The organism is Streptomyces sp. NPDC002573 (assembly GCF_042889625.1).
In the GTDB taxonomy this organism is placed as follows: domain Bacteria; phylum Actinomycetota; class Actinomycetes; order Streptomycetales; family Streptomycetaceae; genus Streptomyces; species Streptomyces gibsoniae.
This window is the reverse complement of sequence record NZ_JBIARC010000014.1, coordinates 42,968-62,861: the sequence shown is the minus strand read 5'-3', so window position 1 is coordinate 62,861 and position 19,894 is coordinate 42,968. Positions and strand designations below refer to the sequence as shown.

At 71.2% G+C, this 19,894-nt stretch carries 18 protein-coding genes, 1 pseudogene and 1 riboswitch; of the genes and pseudogenes, 11 read left to right on the top strand and 8 right to left on the bottom strand.

Features of this window, described 5'->3' with window-relative positions; all coding sequences use genetic code 11:
• The first annotated feature begins 31 nt into the window (after positions 1-31).
• The 4 genes from ACFYX0_RS15940 (at position 32) to ACFYX0_RS15925 (ending at position 3,790) form a co-directional block, all read left to right on the top strand.
• Positions 32-709 carry a hypothetical protein gene (locus ACFYX0_RS15940; protein ID WP_388970663.1) on the top strand — a complete coding sequence of 226 codons (678 nt, stop codon included), beginning with the start codon at positions 32-34 and terminating at the stop codon, positions 707-709.
• Between the two features lie 180 nt (positions 710-889).
• The gene (locus tag ACFYX0_RS15935; protein ID WP_388970661.1) at positions 890-1,135 is read left to right on the top strand and encodes a ferredoxin; all 246 of its coding nucleotides are present in this window, start codon (positions 890-892) and stop codon (positions 1,133-1,135) included.
• Positions 1,125-2,519 carry an NAD(P)/FAD-dependent oxidoreductase gene (locus ACFYX0_RS15930; protein ID WP_388970659.1) on the top strand — a complete coding sequence of 465 codons (1,395 nt, stop codon included), beginning with the start codon at positions 1,125-1,127 and terminating at the stop codon, positions 2,517-2,519. Before ACFYX0_RS15935 ends, ACFYX0_RS15930 begins: the two co-directional genes overlap by 11 nt.
• Positions 2,520-2,557: 38 nt before the next feature.
• Positions 2,558-3,790 carry a cytochrome P450 gene (locus tag ACFYX0_RS15925; protein WP_388970657.1) on the top strand — a complete coding sequence of 411 codons (1,233 nt, stop codon included), beginning with the start codon at positions 2,558-2,560 and terminating at the stop codon, positions 3,788-3,790.
• A gap of 106 nt (positions 3,791-3,896) precedes the next feature.
• On the opposite strand, the gene ACFYX0_RS15920 is transcribed toward ACFYX0_RS15925, so the two are convergent.
• Positions 3,897-4,382, bottom strand: a complete 486-nt coding sequence (locus tag ACFYX0_RS15920) for an SRPBCC family protein (protein WP_355915025.1) — start codon at positions 4,380-4,382, stop codon at positions 3,897-3,899.
• A gap of 172 nt (positions 4,383-4,554) precedes the next feature.
• Here ACFYX0_RS15920 and ACFYX0_RS15915 point away from each other — a divergent pair, with 172 nt between their 5' ends.
• A complete protein-coding gene (locus ACFYX0_RS15915) occupies positions 4,555-5,745 on the top strand; it encodes a PP2C family protein-serine/threonine phosphatase (RefSeq protein WP_388970655.1) in 1,191 nt (396 codons plus the stop codon).
• A 21-nt stretch (positions 5,746-5,766) separates the two neighbouring features.
• Here ACFYX0_RS15915 and ACFYX0_RS15910 read toward each other — a convergent pair whose 3' ends face one another.
• From ACFYX0_RS15910 to ACFYX0_RS15900, 3 genes are all read right to left on the bottom strand, one after another.
• Complete coding sequence (locus ACFYX0_RS15910; RefSeq protein ID WP_388970653.1) at positions 5,767-6,264, bottom strand: SHOCT domain-containing protein; 498 nt, start codon at positions 6,262-6,264, stop codon at positions 5,767-5,769.
• A gap of 106 nt (positions 6,265-6,370) precedes the next feature.
• Entirely contained in the window at positions 6,371-6,574 is a 204-nt protein-coding gene (locus tag ACFYX0_RS15905) for a hypothetical protein (RefSeq protein WP_311697665.1), read from the bottom strand.
• Between the two features lie 111 nt (positions 6,575-6,685).
• Entirely contained in the window at positions 6,686-7,213 is a 528-nt protein-coding gene (locus tag ACFYX0_RS15900; RefSeq protein ID WP_388970650.1) for a hypothetical protein, read from the bottom strand.
• Between the two features lie 392 nt (positions 7,214-7,605).
• A riboswitch (cyclic di-AMP (ydaO/yuaA leader) is annotated at positions 7,606-7,778 on the top strand.
• Positions 7,779-7,785: 7 nt separating this feature from the next.
• Here ACFYX0_RS15900 and ACFYX0_RS15895 point away from each other — a divergent pair.
• The 3 genes from ACFYX0_RS15895 to ACFYX0_RS15885 all read left to right on the top strand — a co-directional run bounded on the left by ACFYX0_RS15895 (position 7,786) and on the right by ACFYX0_RS15885 (position 12,171).
• Positions 7,786-9,375 carry an NlpC/P60 family protein gene (locus ACFYX0_RS15895; protein ID WP_388970648.1) on the top strand — a complete coding sequence of 530 codons (1,590 nt, stop codon included), beginning with the start codon at positions 7,786-7,788 and terminating at the stop codon, positions 9,373-9,375.
• A gap of 217 nt (positions 9,376-9,592) precedes the next feature.
• Positions 9,593-10,702, top strand: coding sequence for a PP2C family protein-serine/threonine phosphatase (locus tag ACFYX0_RS15890; RefSeq protein WP_388970645.1), 1,110 nt, complete (start codon positions 9,593-9,595; stop codon positions 10,700-10,702).
• A 104-nt stretch (positions 10,703-10,806) separates the two neighbouring features.
• A complete protein-coding gene (locus ACFYX0_RS15885; protein ID WP_388970643.1) occupies positions 10,807-12,171 on the top strand; it encodes an FAD-dependent oxidoreductase in 1,365 nt (454 codons plus the stop codon).
• Between the two features lie 81 nt (positions 12,172-12,252).
• Here ACFYX0_RS15885 and ACFYX0_RS15880 read toward each other — a convergent pair.
• Together ACFYX0_RS15880 and ACFYX0_RS15875 are read right to left on the bottom strand one after the other, a co-directional pair.
• Positions 12,253-14,459 (bottom strand): annotated as a pseudogene (locus ACFYX0_RS15880) (RICIN domain-containing protein).
• A gap of 79 nt (positions 14,460-14,538) precedes the next feature.
• The gene (locus tag ACFYX0_RS15875) at positions 14,539-15,900 is read right to left on the bottom strand and encodes a lectin (RefSeq protein ID WP_388970641.1); all 1,362 of its coding nucleotides are present in this window, start codon (positions 15,898-15,900) and stop codon (positions 14,539-14,541) included.
• A gap of 389 nt (positions 15,901-16,289) precedes the next feature.
• Between ACFYX0_RS15875 and ACFYX0_RS15870 the strand changes: the two genes are divergently transcribed.
• The gene (locus ACFYX0_RS15870; protein ID WP_388970640.1) at positions 16,290-17,234 is read left to right on the top strand and encodes an ABC transporter ATP-binding protein; all 945 of its coding nucleotides are present in this window, start codon (positions 16,290-16,292) and stop codon (positions 17,232-17,234) included.
• Positions 17,231-18,046, top strand: coding sequence for an ABC transporter permease subunit (locus ACFYX0_RS15865; RefSeq protein WP_355915053.1), 816 nt, complete (start codon positions 17,231-17,233; stop codon positions 18,044-18,046). The genes ACFYX0_RS15870 and ACFYX0_RS15865 overlap by 4 nt, the downstream gene beginning before the upstream one ends.
• 47 nt (positions 18,047-18,093) lie before the next feature.
• Here the strand turns inward: ACFYX0_RS15865 and ACFYX0_RS15860 are convergent, their stop codons facing one another.
• Together ACFYX0_RS15860 and ACFYX0_RS15855 are read right to left on the bottom strand one after the other, a co-directional pair.
• Positions 18,094-18,246, bottom strand: coding sequence for a hypothetical protein (locus ACFYX0_RS15860; protein ID WP_388970638.1), 153 nt, complete (start codon positions 18,244-18,246; stop codon positions 18,094-18,096).
• A gap of 6 nt (positions 18,247-18,252) precedes the next feature.
• Positions 18,253-18,474, bottom strand: coding sequence for a hypothetical protein (locus ACFYX0_RS15855; RefSeq protein WP_388970636.1), 222 nt, complete (start codon positions 18,472-18,474; stop codon positions 18,253-18,255).
• Between the two features lie 376 nt (positions 18,475-18,850).
• On the opposite strand from ACFYX0_RS15855, the gene ACFYX0_RS15850 reads away from it, so the two are divergent.
• The gene (locus ACFYX0_RS15850) at positions 18,851-19,870 is read left to right on the top strand and encodes an LLM class flavin-dependent oxidoreductase (RefSeq protein ID WP_388970634.1); all 1,020 of its coding nucleotides are present in this window, start codon (positions 18,851-18,853) and stop codon (positions 19,868-19,870) included.
• Positions 19,871-19,894: the final 24 nt, after the last annotated feature.

Here is a 19,894-nt window from a genome sequence, read left to right as displayed (position 1 = left end):
CCAAGATCCGGCACGGAGGAAGCGAGCGCCCATGGAGACAACGGAGCCGAGGCAGCAGGTACTACAGACCCCACGCGCCGCCGGGCTGGCAGGGGTCGTCTTCGCGGTCCTGCTCACGGCCATGATCGTGCTGATCCGGCTGGGCATCCCCGAGGGCGCCGACGCGCCCGCCCCGGAGGCGTCGGCCGATCCCGTGCGGCTCAGCTCGGTGCGGGCGGCGCTCGGGCTCGTCCCGTTCGCCGGGATCTTCTTCCTGTGGTTCGTCGGCGTCGTGCGGACCCATATCGGGGCGGCGGAGGACAAGTTCCTCGCCACCGTGTTCCTCGGCAGCGGGCTGATCTTCGTGGCCACGCTGTTCGAGGCCGCCGCGGCCGCCGCGGCGGTGCTGGACACCACCCCCCCGTCCCGTGGCGCCCCCGGAGGTCCCACGTGGGCCTACGGCCGTCACTTCGCGTACACGCTGATGATCGACTACGCGATGCGGATGGCGGCCGTCTGCACCTGCTCCCTGTCGGCGATCGCGTACCGCATCGGGGTGCTCCCCCGCTGGCTCGCCCTGCTGGGCTTTCTGACCGTCCTGACGCTGCTCTTCGTCGCGACCGCCGTCCCCTGGTCGGAGCTGGTGTTCCCGGCGTGGGCGCTGCTGGTCAGCGTCCACATCCTCACGGCGTGGGGCCACTCCCGGCCCGGCGCTCCGGCGGCGGCCTGAGACGGGGCGCGGAGCCGGGAGCGGCCGCTCCTCGGGCCCGCCCTCACTCCTCCGGCCCACCCCGCGAGCGCCGGTCCCCCCGGGTCTCCCATGCTGGCGTGGGGAGATGACCGCCGTCCGGGGGTGCCCGCGGAGCGTGAGGCGCCCGGCGGACCTGGTCGCCGGAAGGGGCGCGTGGTGATGAGGCTTGTCGTCGATCTCAACAGGTGCCAGGGCTATGCGCAGTGTGCGTTCATGGCGCCGGAAGTCTTCACCATGCACGGTGAGGAGTCCCTGGTCTACAACCCGCGCGCCGAGGAGGAGCACCGGGACAAGGTGGCGCGCGCCGTGGCCGCCTGTCCCGTGCAGGCGATCACGGACGAGGGCCTGGACGACGCGGCCGACCCGCCGGTCCGGGCCGGTCAGGAGGCCTCCCATGACTGCTGACGACCATCTGGCATGGCTGCGGCGCGAGGGCCGGATCGTGATCGTGGGCGCTTCCCTCGCGGGACTGCGCGCGGCCGAGACACTGCGCGAGGAGGGCTTCACAGGTTCGCTGACCATGATCGGCGACGAGCCCTACGAGCCGTACGACCGCCCGCCGCTGTCGAAGGCGGTCCTGCTGGGCAAGGCCTCCTCCCAGTACACCGAGCTTCCCCGGCGCCGGGACATCGATGCCAAGTGGCTCCTCGGGGTCGCGGCGACCGGCCTCGATCTGTCGGCCAAGCGGGTACGGCTGGAGGACGGGGACGAGGTGGAGTACGACCGGCTGCTGATCGCGACCGGCGTACGCGCCCGGCCCTGGCCCAAGGAGGCGGAGGCCCAGCTCGACGGCGTCTTCGTGCTGCGGACCCGCGACGACGCGGTGGGGCTGGAGCGGCGGCTGCGGGCCTCGCCACGCCGTGTGCTCGTCATCGGCGCCGGTTTCACCGGGTCGGAGATCGCCTCCGCCTGCCGGGACCAGGGCATCGCGGTGACGGTGGCGGAACGCGGGGGCGCGCCCCTGGTGGGTGCGCTCGGCGGGGTGATCGGCGCGGTGGCGGCGGAACTGCACCGCGAGAACGGCGTGGACCTGCGCACCGGCGTCATGGTCACCGCCCTGGAGGGCGACCCGGCGGGCCGGGTGCGGGCCGCGCATCTCTCCGACGGCGACATCGTCGAGGCGGACGTGGTGGTGGTGTCGCTCGGCGCGACCCGCAACACCGAGTGGCTGGCCGGATCGGGGCTGGGCGCGGGCCCTCGGGGCATCGCCTGCGACGCGGGGTGCCGGGCCTTCGACTTCCGGGGCATCGTCACCGACGACATCTATGTCGCGGGCGATGTGGCACGCTCCCCGCACCCGCTGTTCAACTACCAGTTTCTGTCCCTCGAACACTGGGGCAACGCCGTCAGCCAGGCCGAGGTCGCCGCGCACAACATGATCAACGCCAGCGCCGACCGGCGCCCGCACATCTGGGTGCCCGCCTTCTGGTCGTCGCAGTTCGGCGTGAACATCAAGTCGGTCGGCGTCCCGCCCATGGGCGACGAGATCATGATCACGCAGGGTTCGCTGGCCGAGCGCCGTTTCGTCGGGGCGTACGGCTACCAGGGGCGGGTCATCGCCGCCGTGAGCTTCGACAACACACGCTGGCTGGAGTTCTACCGGCGGCAGATCGAGATGGCCGCGCCCTTCCCGGTGGAGTTCCCGACGGTGGACCGCCGTCCCGAGGGCCAGCGGCCGGTCCCGTCCGACTTCCCCGACCCGTCCCTGCCGAGCCACGGACCGACGGTGACCCTGAGCGGTTACTCGCCGGCCGACCGGCGGCTGGTCTTCACCCCGGCCCACCACTGACCGACAGCCGGCCCGACCTCACGCCCCGAGGATCCCTCATGACGCACCAGTCGCTCCTGCGCCAGATCACCGACTACACCAATCGCGCCGACCCGTATCCGCTGTACAAGGAGCTCCGCAAGACCCCGGTGCTGCACGAGGGGGACGGCGGCCCGTACCTGGTCAGCTCCTACTGGGACATCCTCAACCTGCTGCACGACCCGAGGATCAGCTCCGACGCCGCCAACCTCGCCGCCGCGGGCGCCGACGAGATGGGCGGGGCGGAGACGGGGCTGCCGCCGAGTTTCATCCGGCAGGACCCTCCGGAGCACGACCGGCTGCGCCGGATCGCCAATCGTCCCTTCGGCCCCCCGCACAGCCCCGACAAGATCGAATCGATGCGCGGGGAACTGGCCGAGATCGTCTCCGAGCTGATCGACGGCCTCGGAGAGACCCGGCAGATCGATGTGGTGGATCAGTTCGCGTATCCCTTCCCGGTGACCGTGATCTGCCGGCTGCTGGGTGTGCCACGCGAGGACGAGCCGCGCTTTCGCGCCTGGGTCGACCCGATCGTGGCGAGCCTCGACCCGGACACCGGCAGGGAGGACGCCGAACGCAGGAGTGCGGCGCAGGATGCACGGATGCAGCTGGGTATGTATCTGGCCCAGCTGGTCGAGCAACGGAGCAAGAAGCCCACCGGGGACATGCTGTCCGAACTGGTCACGAGCCATGGCCCGGACGGCCCCATGACGACGATGGAGGTACTCAGCACCGCGGTGCTGCTGTTGATCGCGGGTCATGAGACGACCGTCAACCTGATCACCAACGGCATGCTCACCCTGCTGCGCCACCCGGAGTACCTCGAGAGGCTGCGCGACGATCCCAGACTGTCCGTCAACATCGTGGAGGAACTGCTGCGCTATGAGCCACCGGTGCAGCTCGTGCCGCAGCGGACCTGCATCGCGGACATCGACGTGCGCGGCATCACCATCCCGAAGGGTTCACGGATCTGGCTGATGCTGGCCGCGGGCAACCGGGACCCCGAGCGCTTCAGGAACCCCGACCGGTTCGACCCCGACCGCGGGGACATCCAGCATCTGGGTTTCGGCAGCGGCATCCACAGCTGCTTCGGCGCGCCGCTCGCACGGCTGGAGGCACAGATCGCGCTGTCCGAACTGGCCCGCCGTCTCGGCAACCCCCACTTGGTGGAAGACCCTCCCCCCTACCGGCAGAACGCGGTGCTGCGCGGCCCGCGCCATCTGCGGATCGGCTTCGACGGTCTGCATCCCTGAGCGGACGGCCGCCCCCGCCCACGGCACACCGGGCGGGCCCGAGGACGGCGGCACAGCGCGGCGCCCCGGCCGCCGGAGACGGCGGGGGCGCCGCGGAGCCACGGCCTCAGCCGATCGGACCGGGGCCGCCGGGGTCACCGGGCCGGATCCGATCCCGCCAGGCTCCGGATTCGCTCCCGCGCTCTTCGATGAACTCCTTGAAGCGCCGCAGGTCTCCCTTGACGCGCCGGTTGATGACGCCCAGGGTGTCCGCCGTCCGCTCCACGGCCCCGGCGGGCTCGACGTCCATCACGAGCTCCACCCGGGTGTGCATGTCGTCCACGCGCTGGAAGCGGACCGAGCCCTTCTGCCGGGTGTCACCGCTGGTCGTACGCCAGGTGATCCGCTCGTCGGGAAGCTGGTCGACGATCTCGGTGTCGAACTCCCGGCGGATGCCGCCGATCTTGGTGGTCCAGTGATTGTGGCGGTCGTCGAGCTGCCTGACCTCCTCGACACCCTCCATGAAATTCGGGAACTGCTCGAACTGGGTCCACTGGTTGTAGGCGGTACGGAGGGGAACCTCGACCTCCACCGTTTCCTTGACCGTGCTCATCTGCGCCTCCTTCGGCTGATCGAACCGCGACCGGCCGGGGCCCGCCGCTCGGATCCTGGTCATCGCGCCGAGTACCCGGCACGGACCCGTTTACGGCGGCGACGTCCCGACCAGGGCGGGCGCGGCCTTCACCCGGTGGCCGCGCGACCGATGGCGAGGCAGGGTGGTATGCATGGGTCTCCGGCAATCGGCCGTCGCGGGGCTACGAGAGCAGTGGCGGTCGAACCATGCCCTCCTGCTGCTCCCCGTCGCGCTGATCGTCGCGATCATGATCGTGGACATCCACTCCCCCGAGAGCATCCATCTCGGCCCCGCACTGGTGATCGCGCCCGCGCTCACGTCCTCGTTCGCCGGGCCCCGGCTGACCGGCCTGGTCGGGGCGCTCGCTGTGCTCGCGCAGGTCATCATCGCCGTCCTGCACGGCGGGCTGGGCACCACCAACCACATCGTGCAGATCCTCACCCTGTCCGTGCTGTCGGTGATGATCGTGGTCTACCGCGCCATCCGGGACCGGCACCGTGAACAGCTGGCCCAGGTCCGGTCGGTGGCCGAGGCCGCACAGCATGTCCTGCTGTGGCCACTGCCGGAGCACATCGGTCCGTTGCGGGTGGCGTGCCTGTACCTGGCGGCCGAGGACGAGGCGCAGATCGGCGGCGACCTGTACGCCGCCACCCGGGCCGACAGCAGGGTGCGCGTCCTGATCGGCGACGTACGCGGCAAGGGGCTCTCCGCCATCGGCGAGGCCGCCCTGCTGCTCGGAGCCTTCCGTGAGGCGGGCCACCGGCAGTCGTCGCTGCCGGATCTGGCCGCCACCCTGGAGCAGAGCGTGATCCGCTATCTGGCCGACTTCGAGCCGCCCGAGGAAATGGGCGAACGCTTCGCCACCGCCCTGCTGATGGAGATCCCCGACGGGGACCCGATCACCCGTATGACCAGTTGCGGGCATCCTCCGCCACTGCTGCTCAGTCCTGGGCACGTGGTCACCGTCCCGAGCGTGCACCCCGCACCCCCGATGGGGATCGGATCGGCGCACCCGGACGACTACCACCTGGACGTGTTCTCCTTCGAGCCCGGCGACACCCTCCTGCTCTACACCGACGGCGTCATCGAGGCCCGCGACGCCGCTGGCCGCTTCTATCCGCTCGCGGACCGCGTCGCCCAGTGGACCGAGGAGAACCCCGAGACGCTGCTGCACCGCATCCGTCGTGATCTGCTCGCCCACACCGGCGGGCGCCTGGACGACGACGCCGCGCTCATCGCGCTGCACCGGACGCCCAGCGTCCATCACGGGCGTCCGCACCAGCGGATCATTCACGCCGACGGCTTCCGTCACCGTCCGCAGAACCAGCCGCAGGGCGGGTGATGCACCCCCGGTCCCGCAACCTCAGGTGGTGAAGGGGGTGGAGGGACCCGGAGGGGTGGGCGTGGATGCCGGCTCGGACGTCGGGCGGGCCTCGGCGGCATGGCTCGACAGGACCAGTTCCTTCGCCCTGCGGAACTCGTCGTCCGTGATGTCGCCGCGGGCGCGGATCTCGGAGAGCCTGGCGAGTTCGTCGACGCTGCTGGTGGGCCCGCGGGTGCCGGCGGTCTCGCGGATGTAGTCGTCGACGGCGCGTTGCTGCGCCCGGGCCTGGGCCAGCTCCCGGCGCCCCATCTCCCTGCCGCGCACGATGACGTACGCGAAGACGCCGAGGAAGGGCAGGACGAGACAGAAGACCAGCCAGCCGGCCTTGGCCCAGCCGCCCATGGAGTCGTCGCGGAAGATGTCGAGGACGACCCGGAAGAGCAGGACGAACCACATGACCCACAGGAAGAACCACAGCAGCGTCCAGAAGGCGCTCAGCAGGGGGTAGTCGTACGCGAGGTACGTCTGTGTGACCATTTCCTCCTCCGTTCCGGGCATGCGCCCCGACAGCGGCCCCTGGGGCCTTCAGGGTGCCCCCGGCATCCGGCGGCGGGCCTCACCCGGGGCGGGTGAGCGGGCACGGTCACCCCCACTCCGGCAGCCGACGCATCTCCACGACATGCAGTCCGAGGGACTGGCAGCGGGCCAGCAGCTCGTACACCTGCGCATCGTCGAGGACGGGCCCGAACAGAAGGGTCTGGCCGGACATCGTGACGTGCTCCAGCTCGGGAAACGCCTGGGCCAGCGTCTCCGACATCTGCCCGTCGACACGGATCTCATAGCGCATGGGCTGCTCTCTCGCGGATGGCCTGGGGGCGGGCGACGTGCGCCTCTCCCCGTGATGGTCCGCTCCGATGCGCCCCCGCACCTCACCTGGTGCAGGTGAACCGTCCCGCCGTCAGTCCTTCACCGCGATCTTGAACACGATGATCAGCAGACCGATCAGCAGGTTGATCGTGGCGGACACGGCCACCAGGCGCCAGGAGGCCCCGGCATGGCGTGCGGCGGCGGCCGACCAGCCCATCTGCCCGGCCACGGAGACGGAGAGCGCCAGCCAGACCGTGCCCCGCAGGTCCAGGCCCAGCAGCGGGCTGACGGCGACCGCAGCGGTCGGCGGGACGGCGGCCTTGACGATCGGCCACTCGTCACGGCACACATGGAGAACGGTCGCGCGGTCCAGACGCGGCTGCGCCAGGCGGGCGCCGAACAGCTGGGCGTGCACATGCGCGATCCAGAACACCACGCCGGTGCTCATCAGCAGCAGCATCAGTTCGCCCCGCGGCACCGGGCCGTGGGCACCGGCCCCGACCACCACCGAGGCGGCGAGCAGGGAGCCGTAGACACCGCCGGTGTAGTCGGCACGGGCCCGGCGTTCGGCGACGCGCGCCCGGGCGACGGAGCCGTCCGCCTTGGACCTGCGTCGCATGGGGGATGACATTCCTGATCGCTCCACCTCGTCGTGCCGAAGCACCGGACTCATCGTGCCGAAGCAGCCGAATAACGGAATATCAGAAATACGACGTGAGGGCGCGCATCGGGCACAGGTGTCCCCGGCGGCGCGAGCGAGCCACCCTGCCGGTGCCCGGGGCGCCCGGTGCCGCCCACCCGGCGCGGGAACATCTTCGCGCTCCGTTCCGCCCGAAAGGCGACGCCCGGACGAGGAGCCGATCAGCGAAAAGCGGAGCTCGATGGGAACGCCCAGACGAAAATCACACTTAGGTATCGGACATTTCGCGCTTCAATCTTCACGCCAGCCACACAAGTTGGCTAAGTTGACGACTAGGCCAAGCGACTCCCTCCGGCGAACCTCGCCGGGTTGCACGGCCTCCGCCGAATCCGGTGCACCTTGACCACAACCGGAACCGGGGACCCAACCGACCACGGGGTGAATCGGCCCAACTGCCGTCGAGGCAGGGGCCGTAGGGCATACCTTCCGGATTCGTCCGCCCGAACCCGTCAGCTAACCCGGTAGGCGGAGCACGGAAGGAGTACGACCCCATGGCGCCGGAGCGAACCCCGGGCCCAGGAGGCTTCGACCTCCCCGGCAGGCGCAGGTTCACCGAGGACGACGCGCCGAGCCGCGCCGAGGTCCAGCAGCGGATCCACAGCCTGTACGACCGGGCGGAGACCGACAGCGGAACCTTCAACGCGACGCGCGCGGTGGCGACGGGGACGCAGCGGCGCGCCGATCCGGTACTCGACAGGGATCGCCGACGCGCCGATCCCGCCCTCGACGACGTGGCCCGGCAGTGGTTCGAGTCGGCGCGCCTGAGGCTGGGCCCGACCGTTCCGGCCGCGCTGCCGCGCGACAGGATGCCGGACAGGCCGTCCGCGGGCCGGACCTCGGAGCCGGCGAGTCTTCCGGTGAGCGACCTCGTCGTCCTCCTGCGCGAGCTGGGCCTGGCCGACCGGCCCGACCGCGAACTCACCGCCGGCCCGGCCGCGCGCCCCGTGGCGGAGCTGACCGCCGCTGCCGTGGCGGAACCGGCCGCGGGCCCCGCCGCGGAGCTGACCGCGGGACCCACTGCGGAGCTGACCGCCGGCCCCGTGGCCGCGCTGCCCGCCGCCCCGGCGAGGCTGCCGGAGATTCCCCAGGTCATGCCGGGCCTGGCAACCGAGCCCGAGTCGTCCGTCCCCGAGACCGCCAAGGAGCACACGCGGCAGCGGCTCTCCGCGGCCCGTGACCTGCTGGCCCAGCGGTCCGCGCGGCAGGGCACGCCGTCCCCGGCGGTCGAACCCCCGCCCGCGACGGACGCCTGGCGCCCTGCGGACGCACAGGACGGCCTGGCGGTCCAGGAGGCCTGGCAGCGGCAGCAGCCCGCCGGCCTCGGCATGGACTTCCCGGCCGCCTCCCCCGGCACAGGCCTTCCCGCCGCCGTCCCGGCGGCTCCCCTCGCACCGGATCCGCTGACGGACCCTCAATTCGCCACGGGGACCATGCCGTTGCCCGCGGCCCCCCAGGCGTTCCCGACCATGGAACCCTGGCCCGCCACCGTCGGCCAACTCCCCACCCCCGAACCCTTCCTCCCCACCCCGGAACCGTTCCTCGCCGCCCTGCAGCCGTTCCCCACCACGGAACCCCTGCCCGCCGCACCTCAACTCCCCGTCCCCGAACCGTTCCTCGCCATTCCCCAGCCCTTCCTCACCGTCGAACCGCTGCCCGTCGCCGAGGCCGTTCCCGGCGCCGGACTCCCCCTGGGGACGGGCGCGGCGCAGGAGCCGGGGTACGACACGAAGTACGCGAAGGCGGTCGCCTTCGCCCGTGCTCAGCTCGGCAGGCCCTGCCTCTGGGGCGCGGCCGGACCCGAGTCGTACGACGCCGCCGGTCTCATCCAGGCCGCCTGGAGGGCTGCCGGGGTGACTCTCCCGCGTGCGGCCCGCGACCAGTCGGTGGTCGGCACGGTGGTCCCCCTCACCGACATCCAGCCCGGTGACCTCGTGTTCTTCAACCCGGACGCGGGCCATGTCGGCCTGTGCACCGGCAACGGCATGATGATCCACGCCCCGGGCCCGGGCGCCTTCATCCGCGAGGAGGCGGTGCTCTACGCGGGTGAGGCGGCGATCCACAGCGTGCTGCGTCCCGTGTGACGCGACCCGGGGGCGGGCGAGCTCGGTTCGCCCCCCGGCGACGTAGCCGGACCCCGTCCGGGGGCTCGTCGGCGACCGTTGGTCGATCACCGGTGGCGGAGTGTGCCCGAAGGGGCGTCCCGGTGGCTGCCGCGAGCGTTTCACCTGCGCGTTCGGACCGGTCACGCGGCGGCCGTCGGCATTGCGGCAGGCGGATTCGCGTAGCAGCGTAGGGGATGTGAAAGGCCCGGGTTTCGAGCGGATCCACCGGAACGGGGACCGGCGAGGCTGGCTCAGCGGCGCGCCACCCCCTTGGTGGGTGAAGGTGCTGCCCGTGGTCCTGCTGATCATCGTCGGCATCGTCAGCCTGGTCACACCCTCGCCGCTGGACATCGGATTCCTTCTGGGAGCCATCCCGCCCCTCGCCGTCCTGTCCTACGGGCCCGCCGCCACCGCCACACTCGGCCTTCTCGTCGTCGGGCTGCAACACACCCGCGTCTTCCACCTGGACCGGCCGGGCAGCACTGACCTGCTCACCATCAGCTTCGTAGCCGTGCTGAGCGTGTTCGTGTCGTATGTGCGCAGCCATCGCGACGCCCAGCTCAACGTCGAACGCACGGTCGCGGAGGCGGCCCAGAACGCGCTGGTCCCCCCGCTGCGCGAGCAGGTGGGGCCGGTCCACTGCGCGGGTCTGTACCGGGCGGCCCAGCGCGGGACGCTCGTCGGCGGCGACTTCTTCGATGTGCGCGAGGGTCCTACCGGGGTACGGGCGGTCATGGGCGATGTGCAGGGGCACGGGCTGTCGGCGGTCTCGACCGTCGCCTCGCTGCTCGGGGCCTTCCGGGAGGCGGTGCTCGACCAGCCCGATCTGCCCTCGGTCGCCTCCCGCCTCGACCGCAGGCTGCTCGTGGACTCGAGGAACTGCCGGCTCGCGGAGCTGTTCGCGACGGCGGTGCTGCTGGAGTTCTCCCCCGACGCCCGGACGGTACGGATCATCGCCTGCGGCAGTCCGGCGCCCGTACTGCTCCACGACGGCAAGGCGACCGAGCTGGAAGTGCCGTCCGGCACGCCGCTCGGGATCGGGCTGAGCGAAGGGGGCACGTACGACGAGGTCGTCCGGACGTTGGAAGGCGGGGACCGGCTGTTCCTGGCCTCGGACGGCATCTGGGAGGCACGGAACGCGAGCGGGGCGTTCTATCCCCTGATCGACCGGCTCCCGCGGTTCGCCGACGACGAGCCCGCCGAGACGACCGAGCGAGTGTGGGAAGATCTTCTGAGCTTCTGCGGATCCGTCCGCGACGACGCCACGATGCTCCTCCTCACCCCGGAGCCCCGAGGCGACCCATAAGTTCGCCTTATGACGTCATAGAGGCAACCCGCGTACCAAGTAAGGTTTGCCTTAGTTTAAGGTTTCCGACGAGCCGTCTGTCACCGCTCGAAGGGAACCTGATCATGCCGCGCCCCCTGCGGGTAGCCATCGTCGGAGCCGGCCCCGCCGGGATCTACGCCGCCGACGCCCTGCTCAAGTCCGAGGTGGCCGCCGAGCCCGGCGTGTCCATCGACATCTTCGAGCGGATGCCGGCCCCGTTCGGCCTCATCCGCTACGGCGTCGCCCCGGACCACCCGCGGATCAAGGGCATCATCACGGCCCTGCACCAGGTGCTCGACAAACCGCAGATCCGTCTGTTCGGCAACGTCGACTACCCCACCGACATCAGCCTGGACGACCTGCGCGCGTTCTACGACGCCGTGATCTTCTCGACGGGCGCGACGGCCGACCGGGCCCTCGACATACCCGGCATCGGCCTCGAGGGCTCCTACGGCGCGGCCGACTTCGTCTCCTGGTACGACGGACACCCGGACGTGCCGCGGACCTGGCCCCTCACGGCCGAGAAGGTCGCCGTCCTCGGCGTGGGCAACGTCGCGCTCGACGTGGCCCGCATCCTGGCCAAGACCGCGGACGAGCTGCTGCCCACCGAGATCCCGCCGAACGTCTACGACGGTCTCAAGGCCAACAAGGCCCTGGAGATCCATGTCTTCGGCCGCCGTGGCCCGGCGCAGGCGAAGTTCAGCCCGATGGAGCTGCGGGAGCTGGACCACTCCCCCAGCATCGAGGTCATCGTGGACCCCGAGGACATCGACTACGACGAGGGCTCGATCGCCACCCGGCGCGGCAACAAGCAGGCCGACATGGTCGCCAAGACGCTGGAGAACTGGGCGATCCGGGACGCCGGCGACCGGCCGCACAAGCTGTTCCTGCACCTCTTCGAGTCGCCCACCGAGATCCTCGGCGAGGACGGCCGGGTCGTCGGTCTGCGCACCGAGCGCACGGCCCTGGACGGCACCGGCAACGTCAAGGGCACGGGCACGTTCCGGGACTGGGACGTGACCGCGGTCTACCGTGCGGTCGGCTATCTGTCCGACGCGCTGCCCAAGCTGCCCTGGGACCTCGCGTCGGGCACCGTTCCGGACGAGGGCGGGCGCGTCATCGAGGAGAGCGGCGAGCACCTTCAGTCCACCTATGTCACCGGATGGATCCGGCGCGGTCCGGTGGGCCTGATCGGGCACACCAAGGGCGACGCCAACGAGACGGTGGCCAATCTCCTGGACGACCACGCCAACGGGCGGCTGACCACGCCGGCCTCCCCGGCGCCCGAGGCGGTGGAGGCGTTCCTGGCCGAGCGGAACATCCGCTTCACCACTTGGGAGGGCTGGTACCGCCTCGACGCCGCGGAGAAGGCGCTCGGCGCGACGCAGGGCCGTGAGCGCGTGAAGCTCGTCGAGCGGGAGGACATGCTCCGCGAGAGCGGAGCATGAGCGCACGACGCCGTCCCGCCGCGGCGGGACGGCGTGACCGCCGGCCGGGACGTCCCGGCCGGCGGTCTCGGCGCGGACCGGTCAGGGGTAGGAGACCAGGTTCGCCACGTTCGTGGACGCGTTGGACGGTCCGCCCCGGTCGTTGATGACGTGCCGGATCGTCCCGGTGCCGCCCAGCGAGACGGTCACCATGTCATGGAACCGGACGCCCGGCGTGTTCGGCACCTCGAAGGCGTGCTCCGCCGTGACGCCCGGGTCGGCGCTGAAGTAGCAGTAGCTGCCGAGCCCGTACGCCTGGTGGCTGGTGACCGAGTTCGCCACCTCGTAGGCCACGTAGCCCTGGGTCGAGCCGTTCATCCAGGCCGCCTGGTTCGGCAGGTCGTACGGCATCTCGTTCTGGTAGAAGTACGTGCGGCCGCCGTTGCCGTTCCAGATCGTCTGGTACTTCTGGAAGTGCTCCACGAACAGGCCGTACATCGTCACGTCGTCGCCGTTGACGATCAGGCCCGTGTCCGCCGTGTTCTGCGTCCAGCCCACCCCGCTGCCGTGGTCGGCGCGCCAGATCCACATGTGGTCGCCGATGACGTTGCGGCTGTTGACCACCAGGCTGGTGGTGGCCTTGCCGACCCCGGCGCCGCCGACCCGGAAGTAGACGTCGTGCAGGGACGTCGGGTCACCGGCGTGGGAGGCCGAGGCACCGGACGGCCCGACCTCCATCAGGGTCGGCGAGTTGGTGGTTCCGGCGTCGAACAGCAGACCCGCGACGTTGACGCCGTCCACGTCCGCGACGGTCATCGCGGTGATGCCGTTGTCGGGGACGAAGGTGGCAAGGCCCAGACCGAGCACCACGGTGTCGGGACGGGTGACCTTCAGTGTCTGGTCGAGATGGTAGACACCGGGTGTGACCAGGAGGTTCTTGCCCGCGGCCAGGGCCGCGTTCAGCTCCGCGGCGGTCGCGCCGGGTCTGACGGCGTAGAACTGGTCGAGGGAGAGCGAGCTGCCCGCGGGGGACCCGGAGGCCCAGCTGGTGGCCGTCGAGTCGGTGCGCACGGACGGTACGAACACTCGGTAGGCGCCCGCGTCGTCGACATAGAGGAACGGCTTCTCCCGGGTGACCGGGCTGCGGTCGACCGTGGTGTACGGCGGGTTGGGGAAGCTCGTCGACGGAACTCCCTGGCTGCCGACGAAGACATGTTCCAGTTGGCTCCGGTCCAGCTGCCGAGCTGGGAGTTGCGGGTCAGCCACTGCTGCTGGGTGCCGGAGCGCACCTGCCCGTCGATCTTGCTGTCCGCCAGATAGCCGCCGCTCGACCAACCGCCGTCGTCCAGCGCCAGATCGCCGCGCAGATGCATCCGGCGGTACGGGGCGGCCTGGGACACCGCCCAGCGGTCGGTGCCGCCGGCCGGGTTGACCGAGAGGTTCTCGGCGCCGCGCCAGAAGTTCTGGGTGGCGTTGCCCTGGAACCAGTCGGCCTCCGCGTGCACGGCGCCGTTGACGGTGACCGCGTCGGGTGAGAGACCGAGCCCGAGGACCTGGGTGTAGAAACCGACGTTGACGTCGTTGCTGTAGGTGCCGGGCTTGAAGAGCACGGCGTAGCGCTGGGAGCCGAACTGGTTCGTCTCCTGCTGCTTGAATATGGAGTCGAGCCGGCTCTGGATGGTGGACGAGGACATGGACGGGTCGAAGACGACCACGTTCGGCCCGAGGTCGACGTCCCCGGGAGTGGAGGACACGGGGGTCGCCTGGAAGCGCTGGGCGGTGGTGCCGTTGCAGGTGTACTGGGCGAGTTGGACGCTGTCCGCGGCCGAGGCGGCCGGGACGTCGAGGCACTAGCCGCTGTGCCGGTTGACGAAGTGGTAGGCGCCACCGCCCTCGTCGACCGGCTGCCACTGCTGGTTGGCGCCGCCGCCGTACGCCCAGAGCTGGACGGGCGCGCTGTCCGCGGTGGACACATCGGTCACGTCCACGACCTGCGCGGAGTCGTTGCGGTTGTTGATTCGGACGTAGCCGTCGCCGGTTGCGGTGAAACTCCACTGCTGGGCCGTGCTGTTGTTGCAGCTGTACTGCTGCACGACGGTGCCGTTGGCGGTGGCCGCGGCGCGGGCGTCGAGACACTTTCCGCTGCCGCTGTTCACGACGGTCGCATAGCCGTCGGGCAGGCCGGCCGGGGTGGCGGAGGCGGGGGCGGCCGGGGAGCCGAGGGTCAGCGCCGAGGCGGCGGTGACCAGCGCCAGGACGCCCGCCGTACGGGGCCGGGCGCCCCGGCGGCGGCCCGCCGGGGGATGGATGGGGGAGCGAGGCACGGTTCTTCCTCGGCCGGCCGGTGGCCGGCCGGCCGTGACGGGGTGGGGGGTGGGACGGCCTCGGTCAGCCGGTGTAGGCGGCGAGGACGCGGGTGTAGTCCCAGTTCTGCTGGCTCACGCCGGAGCAGCTGTCGGCGGGGCCGCCGGTGCACGGGCGGTCGCGGTTGGCGGACCAGAAGGTGAGCCGCGCCAGATGGTGCTGCTGGGCGTAGCCGAGGATGGTGCGGAAGTCGGCGACGGTGACGGTCTCGTTCTGGTCGGTGACGCCGTTCATCGAGGAGATGCCCATGTCCCGGTAGGCCTGGTCGTCGCTGTAGCCGTAGGCGCTCTTCAGCGCCGACTTCAGGCCCTCGGCCGCGCGCAGGGTCAGCGTGCCCATGTTCTGGCCGGCGCCGCCGAAGTCGAACGGCATGATGGTCCAGCTGTCGACCGTGAGGCCCGATCCCGCGGCCCGGTCGATCAGGCTGGTGTCGGGGCCGCTCTGGTCGGTGCCGATGGTGACGTACACCTTCAGGCCGGGGTTGTTCGCCTCCACGGTCTTCAGCGCATCGACCGTGCGCTGCTGGACGGTCGGGTTGCTGTAGGCGTCGGCCTCGATGTCGATGTCGATCGCCTTCAGCCCGTAGGTGTTGATCACCTTCTGGTACGCGGTCGAGAGTTCGCCCGCGCTGGAGCAGGAGCTCTCCAGCTTGTTGCCGCTGTAACCGCCGAAGGAGGGGATCACGTCGCCGCCGTTGGCCCGGACCGTGTTGACCGTCTGCTGGTCCACACCGCCGGTGAGCGGGCGACTGCCGTCCCACTGGGGATTGCAGTAGCCGTTGCTGAGGACGAAGGCCAGGGTGAACCACTTGACGCCCGTGGCGTTGGTGATCGTGGTCGGGTTCGGCGGGCTCCCCCAGCCGTTGTAGAGGTACGGGGCCACGGCCATCGGTGCGGCGGGGGTGGTGCCCCCGGCCGCGGGGGCCGTCCACTTCTGGTTGGCGCCGCCCGTGCAGCTCCAGATCTGGGTGGGGGTGCCGTTGGCGGAGTTGTTGCCCGTGACGTCCAGGCACTTGTTCGCCTGCGGGTTGACGATGTCGTGGGCGGCGGTGACGGTCCACGTCTGGTTCGCGCCGCCGGTGCACGACCACAGCTGGGCGCGGGCGCCGTCGGCGGTCGAATTGCCGGTCACGTCCAGGCACTTGCCGAGGGCGCGGAGGGTTCCATCGGTGCCGACGGTCCACTGCTGGGCCGCGGTGCCGTTGCAGTCGTAGAGCTGGACGGGCGTTCCGTCGGCCGAATTGGCCCCGGCGACGTCGAGACACTTGCCGGCGAGACCGGTGATGGCTCCGGTCGCGGCGGCAGCGGGGGAAGCGGACAGGGCGGTGGCGGACAGGGCCAGCAGGGACACGGCCAAAGCGGCCCGAACGGCGGTAGGGGAACGCATGACTCTCCCTTTCTTCACGTGGGGGGTGAGGTGAGAGTTACTTCAAACCGCGATTTAAGGAGTGAACTAATGGAGTGTCAAGTCCCTGGTCCGGACCACTAGTTGGCTCGTGGAATCACCGGCGCATGGTGGCAGGTGCCGGGTGGCAGTCGTCCGTGTCGCAGCCGTAGGCCGGCTGCACCTGCCATTGGCGTGCACGGAACAATAGACAGGCACCCGAACAACACTGCGGAACCCTTGCGACACGGGGGACGCCGGAGGTCGGGCCGTTGAGGGCCGGTCGACGAGCGGTGGCGCAGGGAAGGGCGGTGTCGCCTCCGGGCGGAGCAGTCCCGCGCGACAGGCGGCCGAGCGCGTACGAGGGTGGAGAGCATGACCGAGGACACGTCATGATCGAGGCCCACTCCCTCACCAAGCGGTACGGAGCGCGGACGGCCGTCGACGACCTGAGTTTCACCGTGCGCCCCGGCGTCGTGACCGGGTTCCTCGGGCCCAACGGGGCCGGCAAGTCCACCACGATGCGGCTGCTCCTCGGGCTGGACGCCCCCACCTCGGGCCTGGCCCTCGTCAACGGCAGGCGCTACGCCGATCACCGGGCGCCGCTGCACGAGGTGGGGGCGATGCTGGAGGCGCGCTCGGTCCACACCGGGCGCAGCGCCTATCACCATCTGCTCGCGCTCGCCGCGACCACCGGCATCACCCGGCGCCGGGTGAACGAGGTGATCGACCTGGTCGGGCTGCGCGAGGTGGCGAGAAAACGGGTCGGCGCCTTCTCGCTGGGCATGGGGCAGCGGCTGGGCATCGCCGGCGCGCTGCTCGGCGACCCGGCGACGGTACTGCTCGACGAGCCGGTCAACGGCCTCGACCCCGAGGGCATCGTCTGGATCCGCACTCTGCTGAAGAAGCTGGCCGCCGAGGGGCGTACGGTCCTGGTGTCCTCGCATCTGATGTCGGAGATGGCGCTGACGGCCGAGCATCTGATCGTGATCGGGCGGGGGCGGCTGATCGCGGACACGTCAGTCACGGAGTTCGTCGCCCGGGCCGCCGGGGACGTGGTGCGGGTGCGCACGGACGAGGTGGGGCGGCTGGCCACCCTGCTCGCCCGCCCGGACGTGTCCATCGTGTCCGAGGAACCGGGGGTGCTGCAGGTCACGGGTCTCGCCGGCGAGCGGATCGGGCGGATCGCCGCCGACAACGGCATCGCCCTGGCCGAACTGACGCCGCAGCGGGCGTCGTTGGAGGAGGCGTTCATGGAACTGACCCGGGATGCCGTGGAGTACCAGGCACCGGCGGCACAACTCGTCGGCGCGACCGGGAAAGGGCGTGCGGTATGACGACGGCCACGGCGATTCCCGAGGCGGAGCGGGGCCACGTCACCCAGCTGCGGGTGATCCGCTCCGAGTGGATCAAGCTGCGGTCGCTGCGCTCCACGCTGTTCACGCTGCTCGCGGCCGTCGTCGCGATGACGGGCCTGGGCTTTCTGTTCAGCTACTTCACCGCCGTGCGCTGGGACCGGCTGCCGCCCGAGGAGAGACTCGCCTTCGATCCGACGCTGGTCAGTCTGCGCGGATTCTTCCTCGCCCAGTTGGCCGTGGGCGTCCTGGGGGTGCTGGTGGTCAGCGGCGAGTACGCGACCGGGATGATCCGGGCCTCGCTCTCCGCGGTGCCGCGCCGCCTTCCCGTGCTGTGGGCCAAGGCCCTGGTGTACGCGGCGCTCGCCTGGGTGGCGATGACGACAGCGGCCCTCGGGGCCTTCCTGCTGGGGCAGTTCGCCCTTTCCGGCGCGCACCGGGGAACCTCGCTGAACTCCCCCGGCGTGCTGCGCGCGGTCCTCGGCGCGGGTCTGTACCTGACCGTGGTGGGTGTGATCGGAGTGGCCCTGGGCGCGCTGATCCGCAGCACGGCGGGCGGCATCGCCACCCTGTTCGGTCTGCTGCTGGTGCTGCCGTTGCTCGCCCAGGCGCTCCCCTCGTCATGGCTCGACACCATCAACCCGTATCTGCCGAGCACGGCCGGCCAGGGCCTCGTCCATGTGCAGCAACAGCCCCACACCCTGGCGCCCTGGACGGGGTTCGCGGTGTTCTGCCTGTACGCACTGCTCGCGCTGGCCGGGGCGGGGGTGGCCCTCAGACGACGGGACGCCTGATCCCGCGGCCCCGGCGCCGCCACGACGCTCCGCCCCCACCGGCGTGTTCAGCAGCCCGCCCGCGCCGGCAGGCCGTCGGGGGCCGGGGTTCGGTCGCGGTAGGTCTCACGCAGGAGGCGCAGGAACGCGTCCACGTCCCCCGGCTGCGACGACACCCCCAGCGAGACGCGGACCGCACCCGCCGACGGCAGGCCCAGCACCTCCAGTTAGTCCTCCAGCGAGCCCGGCCGGCCGTGGGCGGCCGCGCGCAGCCGGGGCAGGGGCAGCGCGAAGGCCGCCTCACCGGCGCCCGGGTTGCAGAAGCAGCCCGTGCGCAGGGAGATGCCGCGTGCGGCGCTGTCCCGGCTGACGATCCGCTCGTCGACGACACGGCCGTCCGCGCCCAGCACGTTCAGCGCGACCGTGCCGCCGCGGGGGTTGCCGAACACACCGCCGGTGATCCGCTCCGCGCTGCCCGTGACCAGGGAGCGCGGGGCAGTGCGGCTCCGGTGTGGTCGAGGTAGATGTGTCCGCCGGCGTCGAGACGGCCGAACTCTTCGGGGCGTAACCGGGCGAAGTCCCGGGCGATGTGTTCGTGTTCCACGGGGCCCCCTCGGGTCCGGCCGTCCCGTCGCCTCACCGTCACGGACGGGCTGCCCTCATCCTCCGCCTGTTCGAAGGGACATCTGCCCCGGCCACGGGAAGAGATCTTCCTCGGGCAGCGGGGTCGGCACGCGCCTCGTCACACTCGCGCAACGATCACCTGAGAGAATCGAACGAGGCAACGGCGTACGCCGCAGCTGCCATGGACCCTGGAGGAGCCCTGTGCCGCCGACCTCGACACCGCTGGAGAAGCTCGGCTTCCTCACCATCGGCCTGTTCGAAGAGGCCGATCCCCGCCGCGGGCACGAGTCGACGCTGGAGATCGTCGAGCTGGGCGAGCGGCTCGGCTTCGACAGCGCCTGGGTGCGCCACCGCCATCTGCAGTACGGGATCTCCTCGCCCGTCGCCGTGCTCGCCGCCGCCTCCCAGCGTACGAGCCGGATCGAGCTGGGCACGGCGGTGATCCCCCTGGGCTGGGAGAACCCGCTGCGGCTGGCCGAGGATCTGGCGACCGTCGACATCCTCTCCGGAGGCCGGCTCAACCCCGGGGTCAGCGTGGGCCCCCCGATGCACTACGACCATGTGAAGCAGGCGCTCTACCCGCGCACCGCCGAGACCGAGGACTTCGGCTACGAGCGCGTGCAGCGACTGCTGGACTTCGTCCGCGGAAAGCCCGCCACCGACTTCAGCGGCGTGGAGGGCATCGAGGTGTTCTCCGACCGGGTGCAGCCCGTGTCCCCCGGCCTCGGCAGGCGCATGTGGTACGGCGGTGGCAGCCTGCGCTCGGCCCGGTGGGCGGGCGAGCACGGGATGAACCTGCTGACCAGCAGCGTCGTGAAGGCGGAGGAGTCGGAGGACTTCGCCGAGGTGCAGCTCTCGCACATCCGCGCGTTCCGCGCCCAGCACCCCGACGGCGACCGCGCCCGGGTCTCGCAGGGCCTCGTCGTCATCCCCACCGACAGCGCCTCGCCGGAACAGCGCGCCAAGTACGAGGCGTACGCGGCGCAGCGGATGCCGCGCACGGCGGCCCCGCAGGGCCCGGCACGGATGATGTTCGCGCCGGACCTCGTCGGGCCGTCCGAGCGGATCGCCGAACAGCTGTACACGCACGCCGCGTTCCGGGAGGTGACGGAGGTGGCGTTCGCCCTGCCGTTCACCTTCGAGCACGAGGACTATGTGCAGATCCTCACCGACATCGCGACCCGGCTGGGCCCGGCCCTCGGCTGGCGGCCGGCCGGCTGAGGGGCCGGTGACGGCCGGGGTGCT

Excerpts from the sequence above, each read along its gene's own strand:
- ACFYX0_RS15940 (WP_388970663.1), top strand. The coding sequence starts at position 32 with ATGGAGACAACGGAGCCGAGGCAGCAGGTACTACAGACCCCACGCGCC.
- ACFYX0_RS15935 (WP_388970661.1), top strand. The coding sequence starts at position 890 with ATGAGGCTTGTCGTCGATCTCAACAGGTGCCAGGGCTATGCGCAGTGT.
- ACFYX0_RS15875 (WP_388970641.1), bottom strand. The coding sequence starts at position 15,900 with ATGCGTTCCCCTACCGCCGTTCGGGCCGCTTTGGCCGTGTCCCTGCTG.
- ACFYX0_RS15925 (WP_388970657.1), top strand. The coding sequence starts at position 2,558 with ATGACGCACCAGTCGCTCCTGCGCCAGATCACCGACTACACCAATCGC.
- ACFYX0_RS15900 (WP_388970650.1), bottom strand. The coding sequence starts at position 7,213 with ATGCGACGCAGGTCCAAGGCGGACGGCTCCGTCGCCCGGGCGCGCGTC.
- ACFYX0_RS15865 (WP_355915053.1), top strand. The coding sequence starts at position 17,231 with ATGACGACGGCCACGGCGATTCCCGAGGCGGAGCGGGGCCACGTCACC.
- ACFYX0_RS15870 (WP_388970640.1), top strand. The coding sequence starts at position 16,290 with ATGATCGAGGCCCACTCCCTCACCAAGCGGTACGGAGCGCGGACGGCC.
- ACFYX0_RS15910 (WP_388970653.1), bottom strand. The coding sequence starts at position 6,264 with ATGGTCACACAGACGTACCTCGCGTACGACTACCCCCTGCTGAGCGCC.
- ACFYX0_RS15895 (WP_388970648.1), top strand. The coding sequence starts at position 7,786 with ATGGCGCCGGAGCGAACCCCGGGCCCAGGAGGCTTCGACCTCCCCGGC.
- ACFYX0_RS15885 (WP_388970643.1), top strand. The coding sequence starts at position 10,807 with ATGCCGCGCCCCCTGCGGGTAGCCATCGTCGGAGCCGGCCCCGCCGGG.
- ACFYX0_RS15905 (WP_311697665.1), bottom strand. The coding sequence starts at position 6,574 with ATGCGCTATGAGATCCGTGTCGACGGGCAGATGTCGGAGACGCTGGCC.
- ACFYX0_RS15930 (WP_388970659.1), top strand. The coding sequence starts at position 1,125 with ATGACTGCTGACGACCATCTGGCATGGCTGCGGCGCGAGGGCCGGATC.
- ACFYX0_RS15915 (WP_388970655.1), top strand. The coding sequence starts at position 4,555 with ATGGGTCTCCGGCAATCGGCCGTCGCGGGGCTACGAGAGCAGTGGCGG.
- ACFYX0_RS15920 (WP_355915025.1), bottom strand. The coding sequence starts at position 4,382 with ATGAGCACGGTCAAGGAAACGGTGGAGGTCGAGGTTCCCCTCCGTACC.